Genomic DNA, 22561 nt, shown 5'->3' with positions numbered 1-22561 from the left:
CCGTCGCCGGGCGCTGCCGTGACGCCGCGGGTCAGCCCTGCCGGTGGGCGTGCTGGAGGGTGGCCAGTAGGGCCAGGGTGGACTCGGCGCCCTGGTTGGCGTTGTACCCGCCGGCGGTGAGCCCGTCGTAGCCCCCGCCGGTGTCCGGATCGCGGAGGCTGACGCCGCCGTCGTTGTCCCCCAGGAACCAGTCGACGGCGCAGACGAGTCCGGCCTTCCACCGTGCGTCGCCGGTGACGTCGAGGGCGCGCGCGCATGCCTCGGCGATGGCGGCCGCCTCGATCGGTTGCTGGTCGAACGCGGGTGGCCGCTCGCCGGGCCGCCGACCGCCGACCGGCGTGCAGGACAGGTGCCCGTCGAACGTCTCCTGGTCCAGCAGCCAGTCCAGCATGTGCAGCCCGTCGGCGAGCACGGCCGGGCGCCCGAGGTGCTGACCGGCCGCGATCACGGCATCCGCGAGCAGCGCGTTGGCGTAGGTCAGCCCGGGCTCGGGCCACGGCCAGCCCGGGTCGGCGCGGATCGGGCCGATCGTCGCCGCGGCGTCGTTGAGCAGCCACCGCGCGCCGGTGTGATCGGGGCGCACCGACAGGATCTCGGCGGCGCCGAGCGCGGCGTACGCCATCGACCGGGACCAGCGGGACCGGCACCGCGTGGCGAGTTCGAAGCACGCCATCGCGGTCTCCCGCACGGCTCGCCGGGGGCTGCGCGCGGCAGCGGTGCCGGCCCCCCACATCGCGCGTCCCCACCAGTCGCCGGTGCTGGGCTCGTCCAGCCAGCGCCGGTCGTACCCGAGCCGGTTGTGGAACGTCCCGTGCGAGGACTGGGCACGCACGATGAAGGCGAGGTAGATCTCCGCCTGGCGCAGCAGCCGCTCGGACGGGTCCGGCTCCCGGCAGATCACCACCAGGCCGCGCGCCACGTCGTCGACGCAGTAGCCGTGGCGGTGCCGGGGCTCGGCGTGGTCGGCGTGCTCGAGCAGCCCGACGTCGTCGCTGAGCCGCAGTAGGTGGTCGAAGGAGAGCGGCGGGTACCGGCCGGTCACAGCGACACCGGCGTCCGGCTCAGCAGTGTCGCCGCCAGCGCGCGGTAGCACTCGGCGACGGTGCTCCAGCCGCTGTGCTGAGCGATGCGGCTGGCCTCGTCGTGCATGCCGGCGACGAGGGCGGGTTCGGTGAGCACTCGCTTGAGGGCGGCGCCGATCGCCGGGCCGTCCCGATGCGGCACCAGCATGCCGGCGCCGCCGCCGAGCGCCTCCACGGCGTGGGGAAAGGTGGTGGCGATGACGGGCTTGTGCGCTGCCAGCGCCTCGACGAGCACACCCGAGGTGGCCTGGTCCGGCGAGTCGTACGGCAGCAGCACCACGTCGGCGCGCTCGATCAGCCGGTCGAGGCGGTGCTGCTCGAGGTAGGCGCGCTCGAATGTGACGAGGCCCGCGACGCCGAGCGCCCGGACCCTCGAGTACAGCATGAGGCGGTACGCCTCGCCCTGCTCGGCGAGCACCTTGGGGTGCGTCTGGCCGGCGATCACGTACCGCGGCCGCGGCACCAGGTGGCGGACCAGCCGCAGCCCGGCGATCGCCCACTCGATTCCCTTGCCGGGGCCGAGCAGCCCCCACGTCAGGATCACCGGCTTGTCGGGCGCGCTGAGCAGCCGCATCGGCCGTCCTTCCGGCGCGCCGTGCGGGATGACGGAAACCTTGGCCGGGTCCACGTCGTACTCCGCGACCAGCCGCGTCCGGGCCGCCGCGGTCATGACGACGGCCGCGCCGGCGAGCGCGACGACCTGTTCGAGCACCGCTTTCTGGTGCACCGTGGGCCGGCCCAGCACGGTGTGCAGCACCACGATCACGGGGATCCGCAGCCGGCACAGCACGGGCAGCAGGTCCTCGCCGTCGGCGCCGCCGTAGATGCCGTACTCGTGCTGGACGATCGCGACGTCGTGGCGCTCGAGCGCGTCGACGGCCGGCCCTTCACTGTCGGTGGAGTGCAGCATCAGCTGCGCGACCACTTCGGGGCGGTCCGCCCAGGTGGGCGCCTCGACCACGCGCACGACGCCCGCGCGGTCCCCACCAGCCGGTGAGGTGAGCGCGCGCAGCAGCGACGCCGTGAACGTCGCCAGCCCGCACTGGGTCGGCGGGTACGTGCTCAGGAACCCGTAGGAGATCGTCATCGTCGAAGACCGGCCGACCTGGGACCGGTATGGACACTGCGGTCGCCGTGCGTCGTTGGCATGAAACCCACCTTTCGTGGCGGGTGCGGCGCCGGCCGGCGAGCGCAGAAGACTACCCGGCGCTGGTCATTCGATGCGAGCACCATGACGGCGACGATCCGCCGCCGACGACCCGGAGCAGAAATGAATCGAGACGGGTCAACGCTGCCGACCGTAGCACGCGGCCGTCAGAACGATCCGGTGCGCGTTTCGCTGTAGGGAGCGAGCCGCGCGCCCACCACGTGGCGGAAGTTGAGCAGCAGCGTCGAGGTCTCGTCGTCACCGAACCGCGAGACCGTCAGCGCGTGCACGGTCTCCTCGGTCATCCACGTGGTGAGATGCTCGGTCGTGAGCTCGGTGCCGTGCACCCGCAGCACAAGCTCCTTCTCCCGGCCCGCGGTCAGCAGGTACAGCAGGCAGGTCGGATGATCGATCGTCATGGCGCGCCCCTTCGACGAGTCACGATGTCGCGGACCGTCCAAAATGGACGCAGGGCCTCGGTTTGCCGAGGTCTTGGGCGGCACTGTCATCCTACGCCGCTGTGCCGCGCCGAGGGTGGTGCGCCGGTGGCTGGGCAGTGGTAGCGTCAGGCCTCTTCGATGCCACCCCGGTCCCCGGTGGCGCCGGCCCGATGACGAGGCGCCGCCGCGAGTGGACGGGAGGCTCCATGACGCACCGCACCCCGGTCGGCCGGGAGGTTCCGGCTGCGCTCGCAGCCTCGCCCTGCTGACCTTCTTCGCATCCGGGGGGAGGGCTCCCGGGCGGCACCGCGGTGCCGCCCGGGAGCTCTGGGATGTCCCCGTGCGAACGCGCGTCGATGCGCTGCAGCCGATCACCCCGGTCGGCCGCCATGGCCGTCGAAATGCCGCCGGTCAAGGAAATCGCGGTCCCTCCGGCGTACGCCGGGTCGAGGCCGCGAAACGGCTTGTGACGAGCATGTTGCCTAGGCACGGAGTACCGTCGGAGGTGCGGCCCAGGACCCCGGCGGCATCGTGTTGTCCTGTCGTCGATCTGGAAGCCGCACATCATGCTGGTTCAATCCTCTGCTGCCGGCCCGCCGCCGCGCGCCGGCAGCCAGTACGCCCAGTTGTCGCGCCGGGTGAAACAGGCCGGCCTGCTGGAGCGGCGCCCCGGCTACTACGGCGTCCGTATCGGCGTCGTCGGCTTCGCCTTCGTGGCGACGTGGGCCGTGTTCGTGCTCGTCGGTCCGTCGTGGTGGCAGCTGTGCACGGCGGTGGTGCTGGCCGTCCTGTTCACCCAGGCCGGGTTCCTCGGCCACGACGCGGGCCACCGCCAGATCTTCCGGTCCCGTCGCGCCAACGACGTGACGGGTCTGCTCCATGCGAACCTGCTGATCGGGCTGAGCTTCGGCTGGTGGGTCGACAAGCACAACCGGCATCACGCCAACCCGAACACCGAGGGGGCCGATCCGGACATCGTAGTGGCGCCGCTGGCGTTCACCGCCGGCCAGGCGCGCCCGCTGCGAGGTGCACGGGCCGCGATCGTCAGGTGGCAGGGGTACCTCTTCCTGCCGCTGCTGACGCTGGAGGCGCTGAGCCTGCACCTCAGCAGCGTGGTGGCCGTGTTCGGGCGCCGGATGAAGCGCCGCCGCACCGAGGTCGCCCTGCTGGGCCTGCACGCGGCGCTCTATCTGTCGGTGGTGTTCCTCGTGCTCAGCCCCCTGCAGGGGGTGGTGTTCATCGTGGTCCACCAGGGGCTGTTCGGCGTGTACCTGGGCAGCGCGTTCGCCCCGAACCACAAGGGCATGCCGATCCTGCCGGCCGGCAGCACCCTGGACTTCTTCCACCGTCAGGTGCTGACCTCCCGGAACGTCCGGGGCAACGCGTTCATCGACGTGGCGCTGGGCGGGCTCAACTATCAGATCGAGCATCATCTGTTCCCGAGCATGCCGCGCCCGACCCTGCGCCGGGCCCAGGTGCTCATCCGCCAGTTCTGCCGCGAGCACGGCGTGGAGTACTGCGAGACGACGCTCTGGCGGTCCTGGCGTGAGGTGCTGCGGCACCTCGACACCGTCGGAAGTGCACCCGACCCCGTCTGAGCGTCGGCGCCGAGCGGTCACATCGATGCACGTCGAGAAGAGGTACCCCATGCCGTCCGCGCCGACCTCCGCACCGCAGTCCCCCTCGGCCCGAGGCTTTCGCTCCCGGCGGTGCGCGCCGCCCGGGCCGTCCTGGACGGAGGTTGGTGGCCCCGCTCGCTCGATGCCGCGGTCGAGCTGTCAGGGCTCGTCCTGGCGTTGGACGAACGCTACGGGCACATCCGCCGGCTGATGCTGTCCAGCGCCACCTGGGACGGACGCTTCCGCCGGCTCGGGGTGGGCGGGCGGGAGACCCGGATCGGATGGTTCAGCACCGTGGATCCTGCCGTGCTCATCGCCACCACCGACAGCGGTGATCAGGTCGACCTGCTCGTCATGCCACCCCACACGCCGGAGGCCGTCGCGCACTCCGCGATGGCGACCGCCGCCGACCCGGCCAACCGCCTGCGCGGTCCGGCGGTGCTCGCCGCCGCCGGCCGCGGGTGAGCCGTCGCTGTTCATGGCCCGTTCGGCGGCGCAGTGCGATAGGGTTGAGTGTTACTCCATCCGCCGTGCCTGGTCCCGCAAACGCTTCGCTTCGAAGGACGTGACCATGACCGGACGCCGGGCAGGAAGCCGCCGCCGGGATGCTGCGCCCGGATTCGCGCGGGGTGCCCCCCGTGGCTGAGGTGCTGGAGCGGATCTGCGTCGACACCACCCAGGCGCTGGCGGCCTCCGGTGCCGGCCTCAGTGTGATCCTCGCCAGCGGTCTGCACGGTATGTCGGTGGCCTCGGACACCGCCGCCGCGCGGGTCGAAGAGCTGCAGTTCACGTTCGGGGAAGGCCCGTGTATCGACGCCTTCGCGACCGGCCGGCCGGTCCTCGTCTCCGACGTCGCAGAGCAGGCGACAGGCCGATGGCCGGTCTACGCCCCCGCGGTGCGGCAGCTGGGCGTGTGCGCGGTGTTCGCGTTCCCGCTGCAGGTGGGCGCGGCGCGGCTCGGCGTCCTCGACGTGTTCCGGGACCGTCCGGGTCCGTTGTCCCGCGCCGAGCTGGGTCAGGCCTTCATGCTCGCCGAGCAGGCGGTGCTGGCGCTGCTGGACGGCCAGGAACGGGACGGGAGCCACGGGCAGGCGACGCCCGGGTGGAGCGATGTGTTCGAGCGCCGGGCCGAGCTGTTCCAGGCGCAGGGCATGGTCATGGTCCAGCTGGGAATCCCACTTACGGACGCCCTTACCCGCATCCGGGCTCACGCCTACGCCACGAGCCGGTCAGTGCGCGAGGTGGCCGCGGACATCGTCGCGCGCCGCCTCCGCTTCGACACCGACGACACATGATTACCGCCGCGACGAAACACGGAAGGGCCGGGAAGCTGTCATGACCACCGTATCCGAGCAACGCCTGGCGGAGATCTTCGTCGAGGTCGCAGACACCCTGGTCGACGAGTTCGACGTCATCGACTTCATGCAGATGCTGGCCCATCGCACCGCCGCGCTCGTCGGCGGCGCGACGGTGGGCCTGCTACTGGCCGACGAGCGCGGCCTGCTGCAGTTCATGGCCGCCTCCGACGAGACGACGCGGCTGCTGGAGCTGTTCCAGCTGCAGTGGCAGGACGGCCCGTGCCTGGACGCGTTCCGCACCGGCGAGCCGGTCGTCAACGCCAACCTGGCCTCGGCCGACGACCGGTGGCCGCAGTTCGGCCCGTATGCCAGCGCCGGGGGCTTCCGTTCCGTGCACGCGTTTCCGCTGCGCCTGCGCAATGACGTGATCGGCGCGATGGGGATCTTCGGCACCCGCTCGGCAACGCTCGACGAATCCGACGTGAGGATCGTGCAGGCGCTGGCCGACGTCGCCGCGATCGGCCTGCTGCAGGAGCGGACCATCCACCGCAGCGAGGTCCTCACAGAGCAGCTGCAGGGCGCGTTGAACAGCCGGATCGTCATCGAGCAGGCCAAGGGAGCCGTCGCGCAGGCACGCGGGGTGTCCGTCGATGACGCCTTCCAGCTGCTACGGGCCCACGCCCGGCGCACGAACCTGCGTCTCATCGACGTCGCCCGAAGCGTCGTCACCGACATGCGCAGCCTGCACGAGTTGAGAGGCGGCTGACTCCGCCGCCCGTTCGGCACCCCCGGAAAACCTCCGGCGACCTCGGCACGAGGCCGCCGTTTGCCGTGCCTCGCTACGGGGTATGCCGCGCCCTGATCGGCTGCGGCGGCGATGACTCCGCCCGGCCGGACTGGGCCGCCCGGACACCGCGGCACACCTTCGGCGCCCATCCCTCGGGCGATCCCACCACCGCGCCTGGAGGCGCCGTGGCGCTGCCGAGCCCCGAGCACACCGCCGCTGCGGACGTGCGCCGCTGAGCGCACCGCCGTCCGTCGGTGCGCGATGTGCACGGCTGCTGCGCGGACAGATGACATCCCGGCATCGTGCTGGTCACCGGGCTGCTCGTGGCCGGGGCGGCCGCATGCTCCTCGTCCAGACCGGTTGGCGACGTACTGTTGAGCGCAGGGTGCCGCGTCGTGCGTGTTCACGCGACGGCCGTACATCTTTTCTGCCATTCCATCCATATCGACGAGGCGGGCCCGGTACGCCGAGACCTTGTCGTGCTGCGTCGGGTGGTGCCGCCCATGCGAAAGGCCCTCAACACCCCCGCTACGCCGGATCGGAGGCGCGAATATGAGTGAGACCCAGCGACCGGCGTCGTTGTCGGCCCGGGATGTGTTGTACGAGGCGGCGCGTGTCGCCTGCCTGGCCCCGTCGATCGCGAACTCCCAGCCGTGGCGCTGGCGTATCCGCGGCGACACTCTCGAACTGCACGCGGACCGCGCGCGCCAGTTGACCGACGCCGACCCGCAGGGCCGGTCGATGATCATCAGCTGCGGTGCGGTCCTGCATCATGCCACCGTTGTGCTCGCCGTCCTCGGCGCCGCCGCCACAGCCGAACGGATCAACGATCCGGCCGATCCGGACCTGCTCGCCAGACTGACGCTGACCGGGCCCCACCAGGTGACAGCCGAAGACATGCGCCTACACCATGCCTTGCGCACACGTTGCACCGATCAGCGCCCGTTCCTGGGCATCGGGCCGCTACCGGACGAGGTGATCGACCTGCTGCGCCACGCCGCCGAACCGTTCGAGGTCAGCACGCACGCACTCGACCCGTCACAGGCGGACCTCCTCACCCTCGCCGCACGGTCAACGGCCGGGCGCCACGTCGCCGGCTATCAGGACGAGATGCCAATCTGGACGACCCGCCCGGACGTAACGATCCGCGACGATGTGCCGAAGGCGGGGGCCGCACCGGTAGGCGACGACGCGCCCGGCGCGTCCCCGGGCCTGACCCCCGGGCCTGGGGACGACCGGTATACGACCTACCTCGCGTTCACGACCACACACGACACCAGGGCGGACTGGCTGCGCACGGGCGAAGCGCTCAGCGCGGTCCTGCTCACCGCCACGACCATCGGGCTGGCGTCGTCGGTGATGAGCGATGTGGTGGAGGCTCCGGATGTGCGGGCGACCCTGCGTGAGGTGGTCGCACCGGCCGAGTATCCACAGCTGACCGTCCGGCTCGGGGTGAACGAGAGCGCCCCGGCGGCACCGCTGACACCGCGCCTCCCATACGACGAGGTCATCGAGGTCGTAGCGACGAGATAACCAACGCCGGACCCCTTCCCCCTGGCTAGCAGACCGAAGTGATCTTCGGACGTCCTGATTCCCAGCAGGTGCAGGAGTCATCACATTGAGTGACAACATCGATGAGTGGTCAGGCCAGGCCGTCGACCGCGCGGTTGGGCGTCGAGATGGCGTTGTGTTCCTGATGCGATCGGACGTAGCGCAACCGTCGAGCACAACCTGCACCAAACCAGCACGGACGCCCCGGCGCTCGCGAGTCCGGCGGTGCCGGTTTTGCCCGGGTGACGGGGGTAGGGACGCATGTATCGGGGAGCGGTTGGTGCTCCAGCCCGGTGCCCAGTGCTGGCCCGGGACCCGGCCGGTGGTGCCGGCGTGGTCGTACAGCAGATGCCGGTGCGGATCGAGGACGACGGGCAGCTGGGCGGACTGACCCCGCAACCCCGGCCAGGCAACGCCAGCCGGCCAGCGGAAAGGACCGACGTCACATGGAAACGATCACGTCTGAGGTACTCATCGCGCGCCTCGCCGACTGGGGTGTGGACACGGTGTTCGGCATTCCCGGCGACGGCATCAACGGGATCATGGAAGGGCTGCGGCGCAACGCTGACCGGGTGCGCTTCGTCCTGGTGCACCACGAGGAGGCGGCGGCGTTCATGGCCACGGCGTACGCCAAAGCTACCGGGAGGATCGGCGTCTGCCTCGCCACGTCGGGGCCGGGCGGGATCCACCTGGCCAACGGGTTGTACGACGCCAAGCTCGACCACGCGCCGGTGCTGGCGATCACCGGGATGCAGGAGACGTCGGTACTGGGTACCGGCTATCAGCAGGAGGTGGACCTGACCCAGCTGTACGAGAACGTCAGCGTCTACAACCAGCTCGTGGTCAACCCGCAGCAGCTGCCGGCGCTGGTCGACCTCGCGATCCGGCACGCGTACGCCCGGCGCGGGGTGGCGCACCTGTGCGTGCCGAACGACATCCAGGTCGCCCCGGCCGGTGCCGACCCGTACCAGCATGTCGCGCCGGCCAGCTCGCCGGCCGTCGCCGCGGTGTACCTGTCCCCGCCGGTCCGCCCGCGCGACGAGGACGTGGCCCGGGCGGCGGAGGTGCTCGCCGCGTCGCGGAAGGCGGCCATCCTCGTCGGGGTCGGCGCGCGGGGGGCGGGTGCGCTGGTCGAGCGGCTGGCCGAGACGATCGGCGCCCCGGTGGTCAAGACGCTGCCGGGCAAGATGGTGCTCGCCGACGACTCGCCGTACACCACCGGCGGGATCGGGCTGCTCGGCACCGCGCCCAGCGAGGAGCTGATGGGCGACATCGACACGCTGGTGATGCTGGGCACCAACTTCCCGTACACCAAGCACCTGCCGGAGGCGGGGACGGTCAAGGTCGTCCAGGTCGAGATCGAGGAGACCCGGGCGGGCGTGCGCCTGCCGACCGACGTGCCGCTCGTCGGCGACGTGGCCGCGACGCTGGAGGCGTTGCTGCCCCGTCTGCAGCGGCGCACCGACCGGTCGCACCTGGAGAAGTACCAGGCGCAGATGCGCGACTGGAACGCGAAGATGCGGGCGCTGGAGAACGGCGAGCGGGACCCGATCGCCCCGCAGTACCTCGCCTGCTGCCTTGACGACATGGCGCACGAGGACGCGGTGCTGTGCTGTGACTCCGGCACGATCGCCACCTGGGCGGCGCGGCACTGGAGCATCCGTGGCGGCCGCGAGTTCTACCTGTCGGGCAACCTCGCCACCATGGCGCCCGGCCTGCCGTACTCGATCGCCATCCAGCACGCGTACCCGGGCCGCCAGGTCATCGCCTACCAGGGCGACGGTGGCTTCGCGATGCTCATGGCCGAGTTCCACACCGCATGCCGGTACAGGTTGCCGATCAAGGTGGTGATCAACAACAACAACGCCCTCGGGCAGATCCTGTGGGAGCAGATGGTGCTCGGCTTCCCGGAGCACGGCGTGCGCTTCGGCGACCCGCATCCGGACTTCGCCGCCTGGGCACGCGGCTGCGGTGGCTTCGGCGCGCGCGTGGAGAAGTCCGGCGACCTGGGCCCAACGCTGGTGGAGGCGTTCACCCACGCGGGACCGGCGCTGGTGGACGTGGCCGTGGACCCGGACGAGCCGCCGATGCCTGGCAAGGTCAGCTACGAGCAGGCGAAGAAGTTCGCCCAGTCCTTCCTGCACGGCCAGCCGCACAAGGCGTCGATCGCCACGACCCTGTTCAAGGACAAGATCCAGCAGCTCTAGGAGGACTGATGACGACCCTCCTGCCCAATCCCCGGGTCCGTGCCGCCCGTGCCGGCGGCGGTGTCCCCGTCGACGCCGGCGAGCTGACGAGCGCCCTGCGTGGCCGCGTCCGGGGCAATGTCCGGTTCGACGACGGCACCCGGGCCCTCTACGCCACCGACGCCTCCAACTACCGGCAGGTGCCGATCGGGGTGGTGCTGCCGCGCACCCTCGACGACGTGGTCGCCACCGTGGCCACCTGCCGGGAGTACGGCGCGCCGGTGCTCTCCCGCGGCGGCGGCACCAGCCTGGCCGGCGAGTGCTGCAACGTCGCCGTGGTGCTCGACTTCTCCCGGTACCTGCACGAGGTGGAGTCGATCGACGCCGAGCGGTGCCGCGCGATCGTCCAGCCGGGCATCGTGCTGGACCGGCTCAACGCCGCCACCCGGCCGCACGGCCGGCTGGTCTTCGGGCCGAAACCGGCCACACACAGCCACTGCACGATCGGCGGGATGCTCGGCAACAACTCGTGCGGCTCGACGGCGCAGTGGAGCGGCACCACCGCCGCCAACGTCGAGCGGCTGGAGATCCTCACCTACGACGGGGTCCGGATGTGGGTCGGCGCGACGAGCGACGAGGAGTACACCCGCATCCAGGCCGCTGGCGGCCGCCCCGCCGAGATCCACCGCGCGGTGCGGGACCTGCGCGACCGGTACGCCGAGCGGATCCGGGCCTTTCCCGTGCTGCCGCGGCGCATCTCCGGGTACAACCTGCCGGCGCTGCTGCCCGAGCACGGCTGCAACCTGGCCCAGGCGCTGGTCGGCACCGAGTCCACCTGCGTGACCGTGCTGCGGGCCGAACTGCGCCTGCTGCCGGAGCCCAAGGCGCACGCACTGGTGCTGATGGCGTTTCCGGACATCGCCGCGGCCGCCGACGCGGTGCCGGTGGTCAACCGGTACTCCCCGATAGCCCTGGAGGGCCTGGACGACAAGCTCGTGCGCTACGAGGGCGAGGAGCACATGCAACCGGAGGCGCTGCGGCTGCTGCCCGAGCCGCGGCACAGCACCGGTCGCGGCGCGGCCTGGCTGATGGCCGACTTCGGCGCCGACACCGTCGCGGAGGCCACCGGCCACATCCACGACATGCTGCGCGAGCTCGGCCACGACGAGGCGAAGGTGTTCGACGACCCGAAGCACCGGGAGCAGCTGTGGGCGGTCCGCGAGGCCGGACTCGGCGCCACCGCCCGTACCCCCGGCGGGGGCCCGGACACCTGGCCCGGCTGGGAGGACTCGGCCGTCCCGCCCGAGCGGCTGGGCGACTACCTGCGCGACTTCACCGCCCTGCTGCACCGCTACGGCTACGACGCCGCCAGCCTGTACGGCCACTTCGGCGACGGCTGCCTGCACACCTCGATCCCGTTCGACCTGGTGACCGCGCGGGGCGTGCGCGACTTCCGCGCATTCGTGGAGCACGCCGCAGGCCTCGTCTCGCGCCACGGCGGCTCGTACTCCGGTGAGCACGGCGACGGCCAGGCCCGGGGCGAGCTGCTCGACCGGATGTACGGCGCGGACGTGGTCCGGGCGTTCGAGGAGTTCAAAGCGATCTTCGATCCGGACAACCGGATGAACCCCGGCAAGGTGGTGCACGCCAACCCGCTCGACGGCCAGTTGCGTCTCGGCCCCAGCTACGCCCCGGCCGAGCCGGCCACCTTCTTCCGGTACGCCGACGACGCCGGCAGCTTCGCCCGGGCCGCGCTGCGCTGCGCCGGCGTGGGTGAGTGCCGCCGGCCGGAGCCGGACAAGGGCGTCATGTGCCCCAGCTACCAGGTCACCCGCGAGGAGCGGCACTCGACCCGGGGGCGAGCCCGGCTGCTGTTCGAGATGCTGCGCGGCGAGACCGTCACCGGCGGCTGGCGGGAGGAGCCGGTCGCCGAGGCGCTCGACCTGTGCCTGGCCTGCAAGGGCTGCAAGCGCGACTGCCCGATGCACGTGGACATGGCCACCTACAAGGCCGAGTTCCTCGCCCACCACTACGCCGGGCGGGTACGGCCCCGGTCGCACTACTCGTTGGGCTGGCTGCCGATGGCGGCCCGCCTGGCGGTGCCGGTCGCGCCGCTGGTCAACGCCGCCACCCACGCACCCCTGCTCGGCGGGCTCGTCAAGCGGCTCGGCGGCATTGATCCGCGCCGCGACGTGCCGCGCTTCGCCGGGGCCAGCTTCCCCCGCTGGTTCCGGAGCCGGAAGCCGGGCGGCAGCGGCGAGCGCGGCACGGTCCTGCTGTTGCCGGACACGTTCACCACGTACCTGTCGCCAGGCATCGCCGCCTCGGCCGTCGGGGCGCTGGAGGCACTCGGCTTCCGGGTGGAGCTGCCCCGCGGACCGGTGTGCTGCGCGCTGACCTGGATCTCCACCGGCCAGCTGGGCGTCGCCCGCCGGGTGCTGCGGCGCACCACGGACGTGCTCGCGCCGTGGCTGCGGGCGGGCGTACCGGTGCTCGGGCTGGAGCCGTCGTGCACGGCGGTGTTCCGCGGCGACGCGCTGGACCTGCTCGGCCATGACCAGGACGTGCTGCGGCTGCGCAAGCAGACCCGTACCCTCGCCGAACTGCTCGTCGACGACCACGACGTCCGCCTTCCCGAGCTGCGCGCCGAGCACGGCGGCCGGCCGCACGCGATCAGCCAGACGCACTGCCACCATCACGCCGTCCTCGGGTACGACGCCGACAAGGAGCTGCAACGCCGGGCCGGGCTCGACGTCGAGCACCTGGCGTCCGGCTGCTGCGGACTGGCCGGCGACTTCGGCATGACCCCGGACCACCGGGAGGTCTCGCTCGCCGTCGGGGAGCAGGTGCTGCTGCCGGCCGTCCGGGCCGCCGCGGCCGGCACGTTGATCCTCGCCGACGGGTTCTCCTGCCGTACCCAGATCGAGGAGGCCGGCACCGGCCGGCACGCGCTGCACCTCGCGGAGGTGGTCAACGCGGCGCTGCGCGGCGTGCCGGCGGGCGAGCGGCCCGAGCGCGCACTGTCGGTGCGGCCCGAGGCGAGGGCCGTGCGGTCATGACCGTCGAGGCACCGGTCGAGGGGGTCAGCGCCGCGGTGTACCGGATCCCCACCGACGCACCCGAGGCCGACGGGACCATCGCGTGGGACTCGACGACCATGGTGGTCGTCACCGTCTCCGGCGGTGGACGGACCGGGCTGGGCGCCAGCTACACCGCGCCCGCCGCCGCTCAGCTCGTTGAGCAGACCCTCGCCCCCGTGGTCACCGGCGGGTGCGCCCTCGACGTGACCGCGGCCTACCAGACGATGCAGCGGGCCGTGCGCAACATCGGCCGGCCCGGCATCGCCGCCACCGCCATCTCCGCCGTCGACATCGCCCTGTGGGACCTCAAGGCCCGCCTCCTCGACCTGCCCCTGGCCCGGCTGCTCGGCGTCGTGCACCCCGCCGTACCCGTCTACGGCAGCGGCGGCTTCACCACCTACGACGAGCAGCAACTCGCTGCGCAGCTCGGCGGCTGGGTCCACGAGCAGGGCATCCCACGCGTCAAGATGAAGATCGGCGAATCCTGGGGCACCAACGTGACGCGGGACCTGAGCCGCATCCGCCACGCCCGGCAGCTCATCGGCCCGGCCGCGGAGCTCTACGTCGACGCCAACGGCGGGTACGCCCGCAAGCAGGCCATCCGGGTCGCACACGCCGCCGCCGAACACGACATCACCTGGTTCGAGGAGCCGGTCTCCTCCGACGACCTCGACGGACTGCGCCAGGTCCGCGACGCCGTCACCCCGGACGTGGCCGCCGGCGAGTACGGCTACCACCTGCCCTACTTCGCGAAGATGATCGGCGCCGGGGCGGTCGACTGCCTTCAGGCCGACGTCACCCGCTGCGGCGGCATCACCGAGTGGCGCAACATCGCCGCACTCGCCGCCGCCGGGGGCCTGCAGATCTCCGGCCACTGCGCCCCGCACCTGCACCTCGACGTCGCCGCGGCCACCCCCAACCTCCGCCACCTGGAATGGTTCCACGACCACGCCCGCATCGAGTCGATGCTCTTCGAGGGCGCCGCCGCACCGGACCACGGCGGCACGCTCACGCCGGACCTGTCCACCCCGGGGCACGGCCTGGTCCTCAGCCAGGCCCGCGCGCAGCCGCACCGGATCGGCTGACCGGGGTCTTTTCCGCCCTTGCCGGTCATGCCCGCCGCCGCATCTGTCGAGCAGCGGACGGGCCTGCTGCTCGAAGCCGACACCGAGGTATGTGATCAAGAAACTACGATCACTGGCTCTGATCACCGGAAGGCGTTGGCATGACCCCGCAGCAACAGACATTCACACTGGCCAGTGGCATCGAATGGGCCCGTCGCCTGGGCGTCGCCGCCCTGGCCGGCGGCATCGCCGGGCTGGTCGCCGGAGGCATCGGCGGGCGGCTGTTCATGCTTGTCCTGGCCCGCCTGAACCACCCCCGGGCAACTGGGATCATCAGCGATGACGGCTTCGTCATGGGCCAGTTCACCTTCGCCGGCACGCGCAACCTCCTGATGGTTGGCGCCGTCCTCGGCGTGATCGGCGGGCTGGTCTGGTTCGCCGTCCGGGGTCTGCGCTTCGGTCCGCCGTGGTGGCAGCGGGTCAGCCTGCCGCTCGGGGCGACCCTCGTCATCGGGAGGATGATGGTGCACAGCGACGGTGTCGACTTCGTTGTGCTCGACCCGCCGCTCGTCGCCGTTGCCCTCACGCTCAGCGTCCCGCTGCTCGCGACCATCCTCGTCACCTGGCTCGGCGACCGCTGGATCGGCAGCGACCAGACCGTCTGGCAACGGATGCCGGCGCCGGTCGCCTGGACTGCCAGGGCCGCGCTGACCCTGCTCGCCGGCGTGGCCCTGGTCGGCCTGGTCACCGACATCAGTCGCATCCTCTGACGGGAAGGACGACGGCGGTGCGGGCATCGTCGTCACGGTCGCCGGTGCGCTCGCACCGCCGCCTGCAGGCCTTCCTCGGTCGTGCGCTGGACTGAACCCGGCCGAGGCCGCCCGTGGTGTCCCAATATGCAGTGAAGCTGGAACCGTTGTTCTGCAACGGTTCCAGCTTCACCAAACCCTGCCGCCGACCTGCGGCGGCCACTGCTACCGCAGCTGTTTGACGCGCGCCGGTGACTGCGCCGCAGGCACCACCCCGGCCGGGCTCGCCGAGGAGGTGTTCCAGCTGGATGGTGCCGAAGGCGGGTACTGGTAGAAGGTGCCGACGACGTCCACGACCACGTCGCAGGAGCCGCCGGCGTTGAAGACGTTGAACTTGCCGTCTGTGCCGATCATGGTCTGCACCGCGTTGGGCACGATCGACCCGGCGGTCGGGTTGAGGTTGGACGTGTTCGGCCTCACGGCTCCGCTCGGCCAGACCGTCAGGTACGTGGCCGTGGTCGGCAGCACGGCGGTCACGTTGGTCGCCAGCGCCCGCGTGTCGGCGTTCGTGACCGAACCCGGTGCCGCGATCGACGCTGTGGCGCCCGGGCCGAGCCGCGACGGCCAGCCCAGCCCGTCGCGGGTGTCCGCGATCCGGGTCGGCACGCTCGGCGAGAACCGCAGCCCGTCGGGCAGCCAGCCGTCGTCGTAGAACCCGACGATGTCGACGATGATGTGCGCGCCGGCGCTGGTGTACACGCCGATCGACGGCAACTCGTTGGCGCTGCCGCACTCGCTGCAACCGGTCGTCGGCACCACGGCGAAGTTCGGCACCGTGGCCTTCGGCGTGTAGTTCAGCGTCGACGTGTCGGGCAGGCTTCCCGGCCACCCGTTCCAGGCGGTCAGGTAGCCGCCCCCGATCGTGTCGGTGGCGGTGACGTTGACCGCGAACGCGCGGACGTGCGGGTTGATGGTGGTGTTCCAGGAGGCGACAGCGTTGACGTAGTAGCCGCCCGGGACCCGGCCGACCCCCCAGTCCCGGGTGTCGGTGAGGCGGACCGGCTGCGCCAGCGGGTAGTACCTTCCGCAGCCCACGCAAATGGGGCCCGGGCTCGTGTCGCGACCCTTCGAGTAGTAGCCGTACACGTCCGCGATGAGGTGCACCGGACCGCCGGCGTTGTAGAAGTCCACCCTGCCGTTGGCACCGAGCTGCACGGTGACCGAGTTCGCCCCGGTCCAGCCCTTGGTGTAGTTGAGCGAGGACGCGGTCGGGCGGGCCACGCCCGTCGGGTACACCGTGACGTACCCGCCGGCGGCGGCCTCGGTGGCGGTCACGTTGAGCACCACGGCCGAGGCGTCCGAGGGCATGACGATCTGCAGGCTCACCACGTTGTTCGGGCCGACCGTGCCCTTGCGCACCCCCGTGCCCGAGCGGGTGTCCATGACGCGGGAGGGCGGCAGCGGGGTGTAGGTGCCGCGGTGATCGTTGAACCCGTTGACGCTCAGGCTGAGCTGGGTCGAGCCGGCGAAGCTGTCGTCGGGCAGGGAGATCACCGCGCCGGCCGGCCCGTTCGTGGTCGGCCGGGCGACCGCGGTGATCGAGCAGGTCTGGCCCTTGGCCAGCGTCTTGAACGAGCAGTCGTCGTCCGTGATCTTGAAGAAGTCCGGGTTCGGGCCGGTGAGCGACGCCTTGCCGAAGGTGATCGGCAGCATGCCCGCTCCGGTCAGCGTCATCGTCTTCGGCGCCGACGTGTCGTACATGGGGACCGGGCCGAGATCGAAGTACGCCGAGGAGGGCGTGGTGTCGCGCGGATCGAAGCCGGTCAGCGACAGCAGCCAGGTGAGGCGGCCGGCCGCCGAGTCCTCGGCCAAGGTCAGCTGCGCGGTCTGCTCGCCGAGCGCCGAAACCTTCGGTGTGATGCTCAGCGTGCAGGTTTCACCGTAGGAGAGGGTCCTGCCTGAGCAGGTGTTCGCCGAGATCTGGAACGCACCCGGGTTCGCCCCGGACAGCGCCGCCGCGCCGAAGGTGGTCGGCTGCGTGCCGTTCACCGCGACGGTGAGGTCCTGCGGCGTGCCCGCCTGGCCCGCCGGCTGCGGGCCCAGCTGCGCCCGGGACTCCCAGTTGTCGGTGGCCTGGTAGCCGAGGCCGGACTGGAAGCGGATCTCTCCCTTGGCGACCCTGTCGCCCCCGCAGGGCATCGAGTAGCTCGCCGCGAAGGCGGTGAACTTCCCCGTCGCGTCGTCGTAGTCCGCCTGGGCGACGTTCAGCGTGCCGGGCGTCCCGTAGTAGTCGCAGCCCTGGCCGTCACCGCTGACATTGAGCACCGTTGTGTGCGCCAACGGGCTGAAGGCGGGCTGGGCCGGGTACGACGTCCCGGCGGTGAACCGGGTCCCGATCGGTGGCGTCACGTCCAGGAGGTGCCAGTGGCTGCCGTTGAATCCGCGCATCATCAGCGCGTAACCGTTCGGGGTCTGCTGGTAGACCTCGAGCGTGTTGCGGGACGCCTCGTAGGAGAAGCTTCCGTCGATATAGCCCCAGCCCTCGAAGTGCATCGTGAGTGCCGTGTACGGAGCCGCCGGCGCCTGGGCCGCGTGTGCGGCACCGGGCGCCACGGTGAGCGACAGCAGGAGTGTGATGGCGCAGATCATCAAGGCGCGAATTGTGCGCATGTGGTCCCCGTTGGATGTCGATCGCGCTGGAACGCCGGGCGACGGCCCGGCCCGCCAGTGAAGATAGTGATCCGCTCCAGCGGGGGCAAGGAACATCGATGCCCCCCGGACGGCCCGTATCGAGGCGGCGTCCCGCCCGGCTCCGGCGGCTGCTCGACACCCGCGAAGGCGGCGGGGCGCTGCCGGGGTTCTACTACGCCACGGTGCTCGCGGACTACGGCGCGGCGGCCAACCCGCACGTCAAAGCGCTCGCGGTGAACATCACGGCGGTCGACCCGCAGCAGGGCGGATACCTCACCGCGTGGAGCGGGGAGCACGGCCTGCCGGATTCGTCCACGCTCAACTTCAAGCCGCGCACGGTCGTGCCGAACTTCGCGATCGTCCCGGCCGCTCCGTGCACGGTCGTGCCGCAGTGCGCGGGCATCCCATCGATCGCGATCCTCAACGCGTCGGGCGGGGCCACGCACATCGTGGTCGACGTCGTCGGCTTCTACGACGACGCGACGCTCGGCGGCGGTCTGCGGTTCCACCCGCTGAACCCGACGCGGATCACCGACACCCGTGAGGGTCTCGGCGCGCCGGGCGTGCTCACCGGCGGCAGCACCACGACCATCACCGCGCCGGGGCAGGTTGCGACGGCCGGCACGGTGGCGCTGGTCGCCAACGTCACCGGGGTCGACCCGTCGAACGCGACGTACCTGACGGTGTGGCCGGCCGGGCGGCAGCGGCCGACGGCCAGCACGCTGAACCTGACGCCGCACGAGGTCCGCTCCAACGCGTCGATCGTGCTGCTCAACGGCGACAAGCGGTTCAACGTGTACAACGCGGCCTGGAACGTCCACCTCGTGCTCGACGTCGCGGGGACGCTCGATCGTTACCCGTACCCGCTGCCACCGGCCGCGGCCGGCACGACGTCGTCGGCCGCGCCGGCCATGAAGCAACCACCGACCCCGGGTGTCCCTCTCGTACGGCCCCTGCCCTGAAGTCGAGGCCCCGGCGCCGGCCGCCGGGGCCTCACCGCCGGCGTTGCTCGCCCAGCTCAGACGCTTCTGAGCTGGGCGAACTCGTTGCGGACGATGGTGTAGCAATCGCAGGCAACGCCAGCGAGGCCGCTGCGGTCGTCGATGGTGATCACGCCGCGGGTTGCACGTGGCGGCGGTGCGGCGGCGAGGGTCAGTGGTTCGACTCGTCCCAGCGGTCCAGCTCGGCGTCGATCTCGCGCTGGTCGGCGGCCCTGTCGCGTTGGTCGGCGACGCGTTCGCGGAGGTCGGCGAGGCGCTCCCGCTCGTCGGCGAGCGCGGCCCGGGCGGCGCTGTCGTGGTCCACGGAGCCGATGCTACGACGCAGACGGGCCGGTGTGGCGCGCTGCGTGCGCCCCGGCCCGGCTCCGGATCGCCGCTGTCCGGCGGTCGAAGTGCCCGCCGCCGTCCGGCGGTCGAAGTGCCCGGCGCCCTGCGGCGGTCGAAGTGCCCGGCGCGGCGGCGGGAGAAGGATCCCCCGCCGCCCGGCCGGACGGGGTCAGCTCACCGCCTGCCTGACCAGCGCCGCGAGCCGGGTCTCTTCGGCCGGGGTCAGCTCTTTCAGCGCGAAGGACGTCGCCCACATCGTGCCGTCGTCGAGGTTCGCCTCGTCGCTGAAGCCGAGGGTCGCGTACCGCGTCTTGAACTTCGCGGCGCTCTGGAAGAAGCACAGCACCTTGCCGTCGCGGGCGTAGGCGGGCATGCCGTACCAGAGCTTCGGGGTCAGCATGGGGGCGTTGGCCTTGATGACGGCGTGGAGGCGTTCGGCGATCACGCGTTCGGTGCCGGCCATCTCGGCGATCTTCGCGAGGACCTCCGGCTCGGTGTCGCGGCGGCCCTTCGACTTCAGCTCCTTGGCGCGCTCCTTCATCGCGCCGCGCTCTTCCTCGGTGAAGGCCTCGTGCTTGGTGGTTGCCATGACAACGGTCCTTTCGGAGTGGTCAGGACCCGGCCGGCTGGCGGGTCGGTACGTTGAGCCGGTCGAACATGTTGGTGACCGCGATGCCGAGCAGCAGCACGGCCAGCTCCTTCTGGTCGAAGTGCTTGGCGGCCAGGTCCCAGACCTGGTCCGGGACGGGGTCGGGACGGTCGGCGAGCCGGGTCACGGCCTCGGTCAGGGCGAGCACGGCCCGCTCCTCGTCGCTGAACCACGGCGTCTCCCGCCACGCGGCGACGGTGTCCACCTGCTGCGGCGTCGCGCCGTGCCGGCGGGCCCGGTGCGCGGCACCGGCCACGCCCGGGCCGCAGCCGTTGATCTGGCCGGCCCGCAGGTGGCTCAGCGCCAGCAGCCGGCCGTCCACGCCGGCGCCGGCGACGGCCCGGTTGAGCGCCGTCAGGGCGTCCATCGCCCCGGGGACGAGCATCGCCGGGTTCGGCATCCGTTCGGTCGACATCGCCTGCTCCTTGGAGGTGGGGCTCGCTGACAGGAGTCATCACAGCACCGCGGCACCCCGTACCGCGCCCGCCGTGGGACACCGTGGGACACCGGCAACACCCGTGAGCAGCCAGGGCACCGCGCCGATCCGGTGCTGCGGGGCGGGACGGGTACGGTGTTGCACGTGTCGAGCCCGCACGAACAACTGGTGGCGCAGCTCGCCCGGATCAAGGATCTGAGCGGACTCAGCCTGCGGGCGCTCGCCGCACGGGCGGGCCTGAGCAGCTCGTCGCTGTCGCGGTACCTGACCGGCCGGCTGGTGCCGCCGTGGGAGGCGGTCGTCGCGCTGTGCAAGGTCGTCGGCCGCGACCCCCGGCCGCTGCGCGCGGTGTGGGCCGAGGTGTCGAAAACCGGCGCCGCGCCCGCCCCGCGCCGCAACGACCTGCCGGCCGACCTGTTCGACTTCACCGCCCGCGAGGCGGAGTCGGCGCTGGTGGAGGAGCTGCTGCGCACCGCAGGCGCGGTCGCGGTCGACGGCATGGGCGGCGTGGGCAAGACCAGCCTCGCCGTGCACGTCGCGCACCGGCTCGCCCCCGCGTACCCGGACGGCGGGTTGTACCTGGACCTGCAGGGCTTCACACCCGGCCAGGAGCCGCTCGAGCCGCAGGCCGCGCTCGGCCGGCTGCTCGGCGCGCTGGACATCACGCACCCGCCGGCCGGCGCCGCCGAACGCGCCGCGCTGTGGCGCTCCGAGCTGTCCCGGCGGCGGGCGCTCGTGGTGCTCGACAACGCGGTCGACGCCGAGCAGGTGCGCCCGCTGCTGCCCGGCGCCGGCCGGTCCGCGGTCCTGATCACCAGCCGGCACCGCCTGGTCAGCCTCGACGGGGTGCCGCCGGTGTCGCTCGCACCGCTCGCCGACGGCGACGCGGCGCGCCTGTTCGGCCGGGCCGCCGGCCTCGCGGACACCACCGAGGACGCGGTCGGCCAGGTGCTGCGGCAGTGCGGCGGGCTGCCCCTGGCGCTGCGGATGGCCGGCGCCCGCCTCCGGCACCGGCCGGGCTGGACGGTCGCCGTCCTCGCGGAGCGGTTGCGCGACACCGCCGGCCGCTTCGACGCCGTGTTCGGCATGTCGCTGCACCAGCTCGACGCCGGCCAGCGGCGCATGTTCCGGCTGCTGGGGGTACTGCCGGGCGCCGACTTCGACGCCGGGGTGGCCGGGGCGCTCGCCGGCGTGCCCGGCGACCGGCTCGCACCGGTGCTGGACGAGCTGGTCGACGCCCACCTGCTGCAGGAGCCGTCGCCCGGGCGGTTCCGGATGCACGACCTGATCCGCCAGTACGCCGCCGACCTCGCCGCCGATGAGGAACCGCAGGCCGGTGCCGCGCTGCGCCGGGTCCTGCAGCACTACCTGGAGCAGGCGGTCGCCCACGACCGGACGCTGCCGTCGCCGCACCGCCCGCAGCCCGCGGCCGGGGACCCGGCGCGGGCGATGGCCTGGTTCGACCTCGAGTACGTCAACCTGGTCGCCTGCTTCGACGCCGCGGTACGCCTCGGTGCCGACGAGGTCGTCGCCGAGCTGCCGCAGGCCATGCGGGTCTGGTTCTTCCGCCACCGCGGCACCGACGACCAGGTCCGCATGCTGGAGGCCGCCGCGGCCGCCGCCCACCGGCTCGGCCGGGCCCGGGAGCGGGCGGCGCTGCTCGCGGACCTCGGCTTCGCCCACGCCGCCGCCGGCCGCCTCACCGGGGCGCTCGCCGCCTACGAGGCCGCCGAGCACGGCGCCCCCGGCAGCGACCCTGACGATGACCTCGCCGCCGCCCTGGCGCTGCGGATCGGGCTGGTCCGCCGCGACCTTGGCGACCTGCCCGCGGCGCAGGCGCAGCTGCGCCGGGCCCGCGACCTGTTCGAGAAGCTCGGCCGCCCCGCGGGGCAGTCCCAGGCCCTGGCCTTCGACGGCTGGGTGACGCTGCACCTCGGCCGCCGCGCCGAGGCCGCCGAGCTCGCCCGCGCGTCCGTCGCGCTGGCCGGCGGGCCGGCCCAGGTCACCGGGCTGGTCACGCTCGGGCTCGCGCTGGCCCCCGACGACCCGGCCGAGGCGCTGCGCACGCTGCACGAGGCGCTGCGGCTGGCGCAGGAGCACAACCTGCAGCACAACCAGGCGTGGTGCCACAACGCCATCGGCATCGCGCTGCGGCTCACCGGCTCACCCGAGCAGGCCCTGGAGCACCACCGGCAGGCCCTCGCCCTGCTGGAGCCGCTCGCCGAGGTGCAGCTGGAGCTCGACTGCCGGCACGCGTTCGCCGAGACCTGCCGCGCCGCGAACCGCCCTGCCGAGGCCCTGGCCCAGCTGGACCGGATCATCGACCTGGCGCGCCGGCTCGACCGCCCGCACGACGAACGCCTGGCCCGCGAGGCCCGCGACCGGCTGCCGCCGGCACCCTGATTCGCCGCGGACCTGCCACGACCGCGGCGCGCGGAGGTCGCGGTCTGCGCG

18 protein-coding genes are annotated in these 22561 nt (G+C 72.3%); 11 read left to right on the top strand and 7 right to left on the bottom strand.

Features of this window, described 5'->3' with window-relative positions; all coding sequences use genetic code 11:
- Positions 1–31: 31 nt before the first annotated feature.
- From AB0H83_RS12040 to AB0H83_RS12030, 3 genes are all read right to left on the bottom strand, one after another.
- Complete coding sequence (locus tag AB0H83_RS12040; protein WP_360091021.1) at positions 32–1042, bottom strand: glycosyltransferase; 1011 nt, start codon at positions 1040–1042, stop codon at positions 32–34.
- Complete coding sequence (locus AB0H83_RS12035; RefSeq protein WP_360091018.1) at positions 1039–2169, bottom strand: glycosyltransferase; 1131 nt, start codon at positions 2167–2169, stop codon at positions 1039–1041. Before AB0H83_RS12035 ends, AB0H83_RS12040 begins: the two co-directional genes overlap by 4 nt.
- A gap of 227 nt (positions 2170–2396) precedes the next feature.
- A complete protein-coding gene (locus tag AB0H83_RS12030) occupies positions 2397–2648 on the bottom strand; it encodes a hypothetical protein (RefSeq protein WP_360091015.1) in 252 nt (83 codons plus the stop codon).
- Between the two features lie 587 nt (positions 2649–3235).
- Here AB0H83_RS12030 and AB0H83_RS12025 point away from each other — a divergent pair.
- The 9 genes from AB0H83_RS12025 to AB0H83_RS11985 all read left to right on the top strand — a co-directional run bounded on the left by AB0H83_RS12025 (position 3236) and on the right by AB0H83_RS11985 (position 15024).
- Entirely contained in the window at positions 3236–4267 is a 1032-nt protein-coding gene (locus AB0H83_RS12025; protein ID WP_360091012.1) for an acyl-CoA desaturase, read from the top strand.
- A 21-nt stretch (positions 4268–4288) separates the two neighbouring features.
- Entirely contained in the window at positions 4289–4753 is a 465-nt protein-coding gene (locus AB0H83_RS12020) for a DUF5994 family protein (RefSeq protein ID WP_360091070.1), read from the top strand.
- Between the two features lie 173 nt (positions 4754–4926).
- Positions 4927–5583, top strand: a complete 657-nt coding sequence (locus tag AB0H83_RS12015; RefSeq protein WP_360091009.1) for a GAF and ANTAR domain-containing protein — start codon at positions 4927–4929, stop codon at positions 5581–5583.
- A 40-nt stretch (positions 5584–5623) separates the two neighbouring features.
- Entirely contained in the window at positions 5624–6352 is a 729-nt protein-coding gene (locus AB0H83_RS12010; protein ID WP_360091006.1) for a GAF and ANTAR domain-containing protein, read from the top strand.
- 615 nt (positions 6353–6967) lie between these two features.
- On the top strand, positions 6968–7906 hold the full coding sequence (locus tag AB0H83_RS12005; RefSeq protein WP_360091003.1) for a nitroreductase: 939 nt from the start codon (positions 6968–6970) through the stop codon (positions 7904–7906).
- Between the two features lie 464 nt (positions 7907–8370).
- Positions 8371–10131: a thiamine pyrophosphate-dependent enzyme gene (locus AB0H83_RS12000; RefSeq protein WP_360091000.1), complete on the top strand. Its 1761-nt coding sequence runs from the start codon at positions 8371–8373 to the stop codon at positions 10129–10131.
- 5 nt (positions 10132–10136) lie between these two features.
- Positions 10137–13169 carry an FAD-binding and (Fe-S)-binding domain-containing protein gene (locus AB0H83_RS11995; protein WP_360091067.1) on the top strand — a complete coding sequence of 1011 codons (3033 nt, stop codon included), beginning with the start codon at positions 10137–10139 and terminating at the stop codon, positions 13167–13169.
- Complete coding sequence (locus AB0H83_RS11990; protein ID WP_360090997.1) at positions 13166–14275, top strand: enolase C-terminal domain-like protein; 1110 nt, start codon at positions 13166–13168, stop codon at positions 14273–14275. The genes AB0H83_RS11995 and AB0H83_RS11990 overlap by 4 nt, the downstream gene beginning before the upstream one ends.
- A 140-nt stretch (positions 14276–14415) precedes the next feature.
- Entirely contained in the window at positions 14416–15024 is a 609-nt protein-coding gene (locus tag AB0H83_RS11985; protein WP_360090994.1) for a hypothetical protein, read from the top strand.
- 204 nt (positions 15025–15228) lie between these two features.
- Here the strand turns inward: AB0H83_RS11985 and AB0H83_RS11980 are convergent, their stop codons facing one another.
- On the bottom strand, positions 15229–17652 hold the full coding sequence (locus tag AB0H83_RS11980; RefSeq protein WP_360091064.1) for a choice-of-anchor D domain-containing protein: 2424 nt from the start codon (positions 17650–17652) through the stop codon (positions 15229–15231).
- A gap of 119 nt (positions 17653–17771) precedes the next feature.
- On the opposite strand from AB0H83_RS11980, the gene AB0H83_RS11975 reads away from it, so the two are divergent.
- A complete protein-coding gene (locus tag AB0H83_RS11975) occupies positions 17772–18656 on the top strand; it encodes a hypothetical protein (RefSeq protein ID WP_360090991.1) in 885 nt (294 codons plus the stop codon).
- Between the two features lie 190 nt (positions 18657–18846).
- On the opposite strand, the gene AB0H83_RS11970 is transcribed toward AB0H83_RS11975, so the two are convergent.
- From AB0H83_RS11970 to AB0H83_RS11960, 3 genes are all read right to left on the bottom strand, one after another.
- Entirely contained in the window at positions 18847–18999 is a 153-nt protein-coding gene (locus AB0H83_RS11970; protein WP_360090988.1) for a hypothetical protein, read from the bottom strand.
- Between the two features lie 192 nt (positions 19000–19191).
- Positions 19192–19611 carry a DUF1801 domain-containing protein gene (locus AB0H83_RS11965; RefSeq protein WP_360090985.1) on the bottom strand — a complete coding sequence of 140 codons (420 nt, stop codon included), beginning with the start codon at positions 19609–19611 and terminating at the stop codon, positions 19192–19194.
- 22 nt (positions 19612–19633) lie between these two features.
- Positions 19634–20086, bottom strand: a complete 453-nt coding sequence (locus AB0H83_RS11960) for a carboxymuconolactone decarboxylase family protein (RefSeq protein WP_360090982.1) — start codon at positions 20084–20086, stop codon at positions 19634–19636.
- Between the two features lie 165 nt (positions 20087–20251).
- Here AB0H83_RS11960 and AB0H83_RS11955 point away from each other — a divergent pair, with 165 nt between their 5' ends.
- The gene (locus AB0H83_RS11955) at positions 20252–22510 is read left to right on the top strand and encodes a helix-turn-helix domain-containing protein (protein WP_360090979.1); all 2259 of its coding nucleotides are present in this window, start codon (positions 20252–20254) and stop codon (positions 22508–22510) included.
- Positions 22511–22561 lie beyond the last annotated feature (51 nt).

Origin of the sequence: Dactylosporangium sp. NPDC050688 (assembly GCF_040654515.1) — a bacterium.
In the GTDB taxonomy this organism is placed as follows: domain Bacteria; phylum Actinomycetota; class Actinomycetes; order Mycobacteriales; family Micromonosporaceae; genus Dactylosporangium.
Note: the sequence above shows the minus strand (reverse complement) of the source record. Positions and strands in the feature narration are given on the sequence as shown.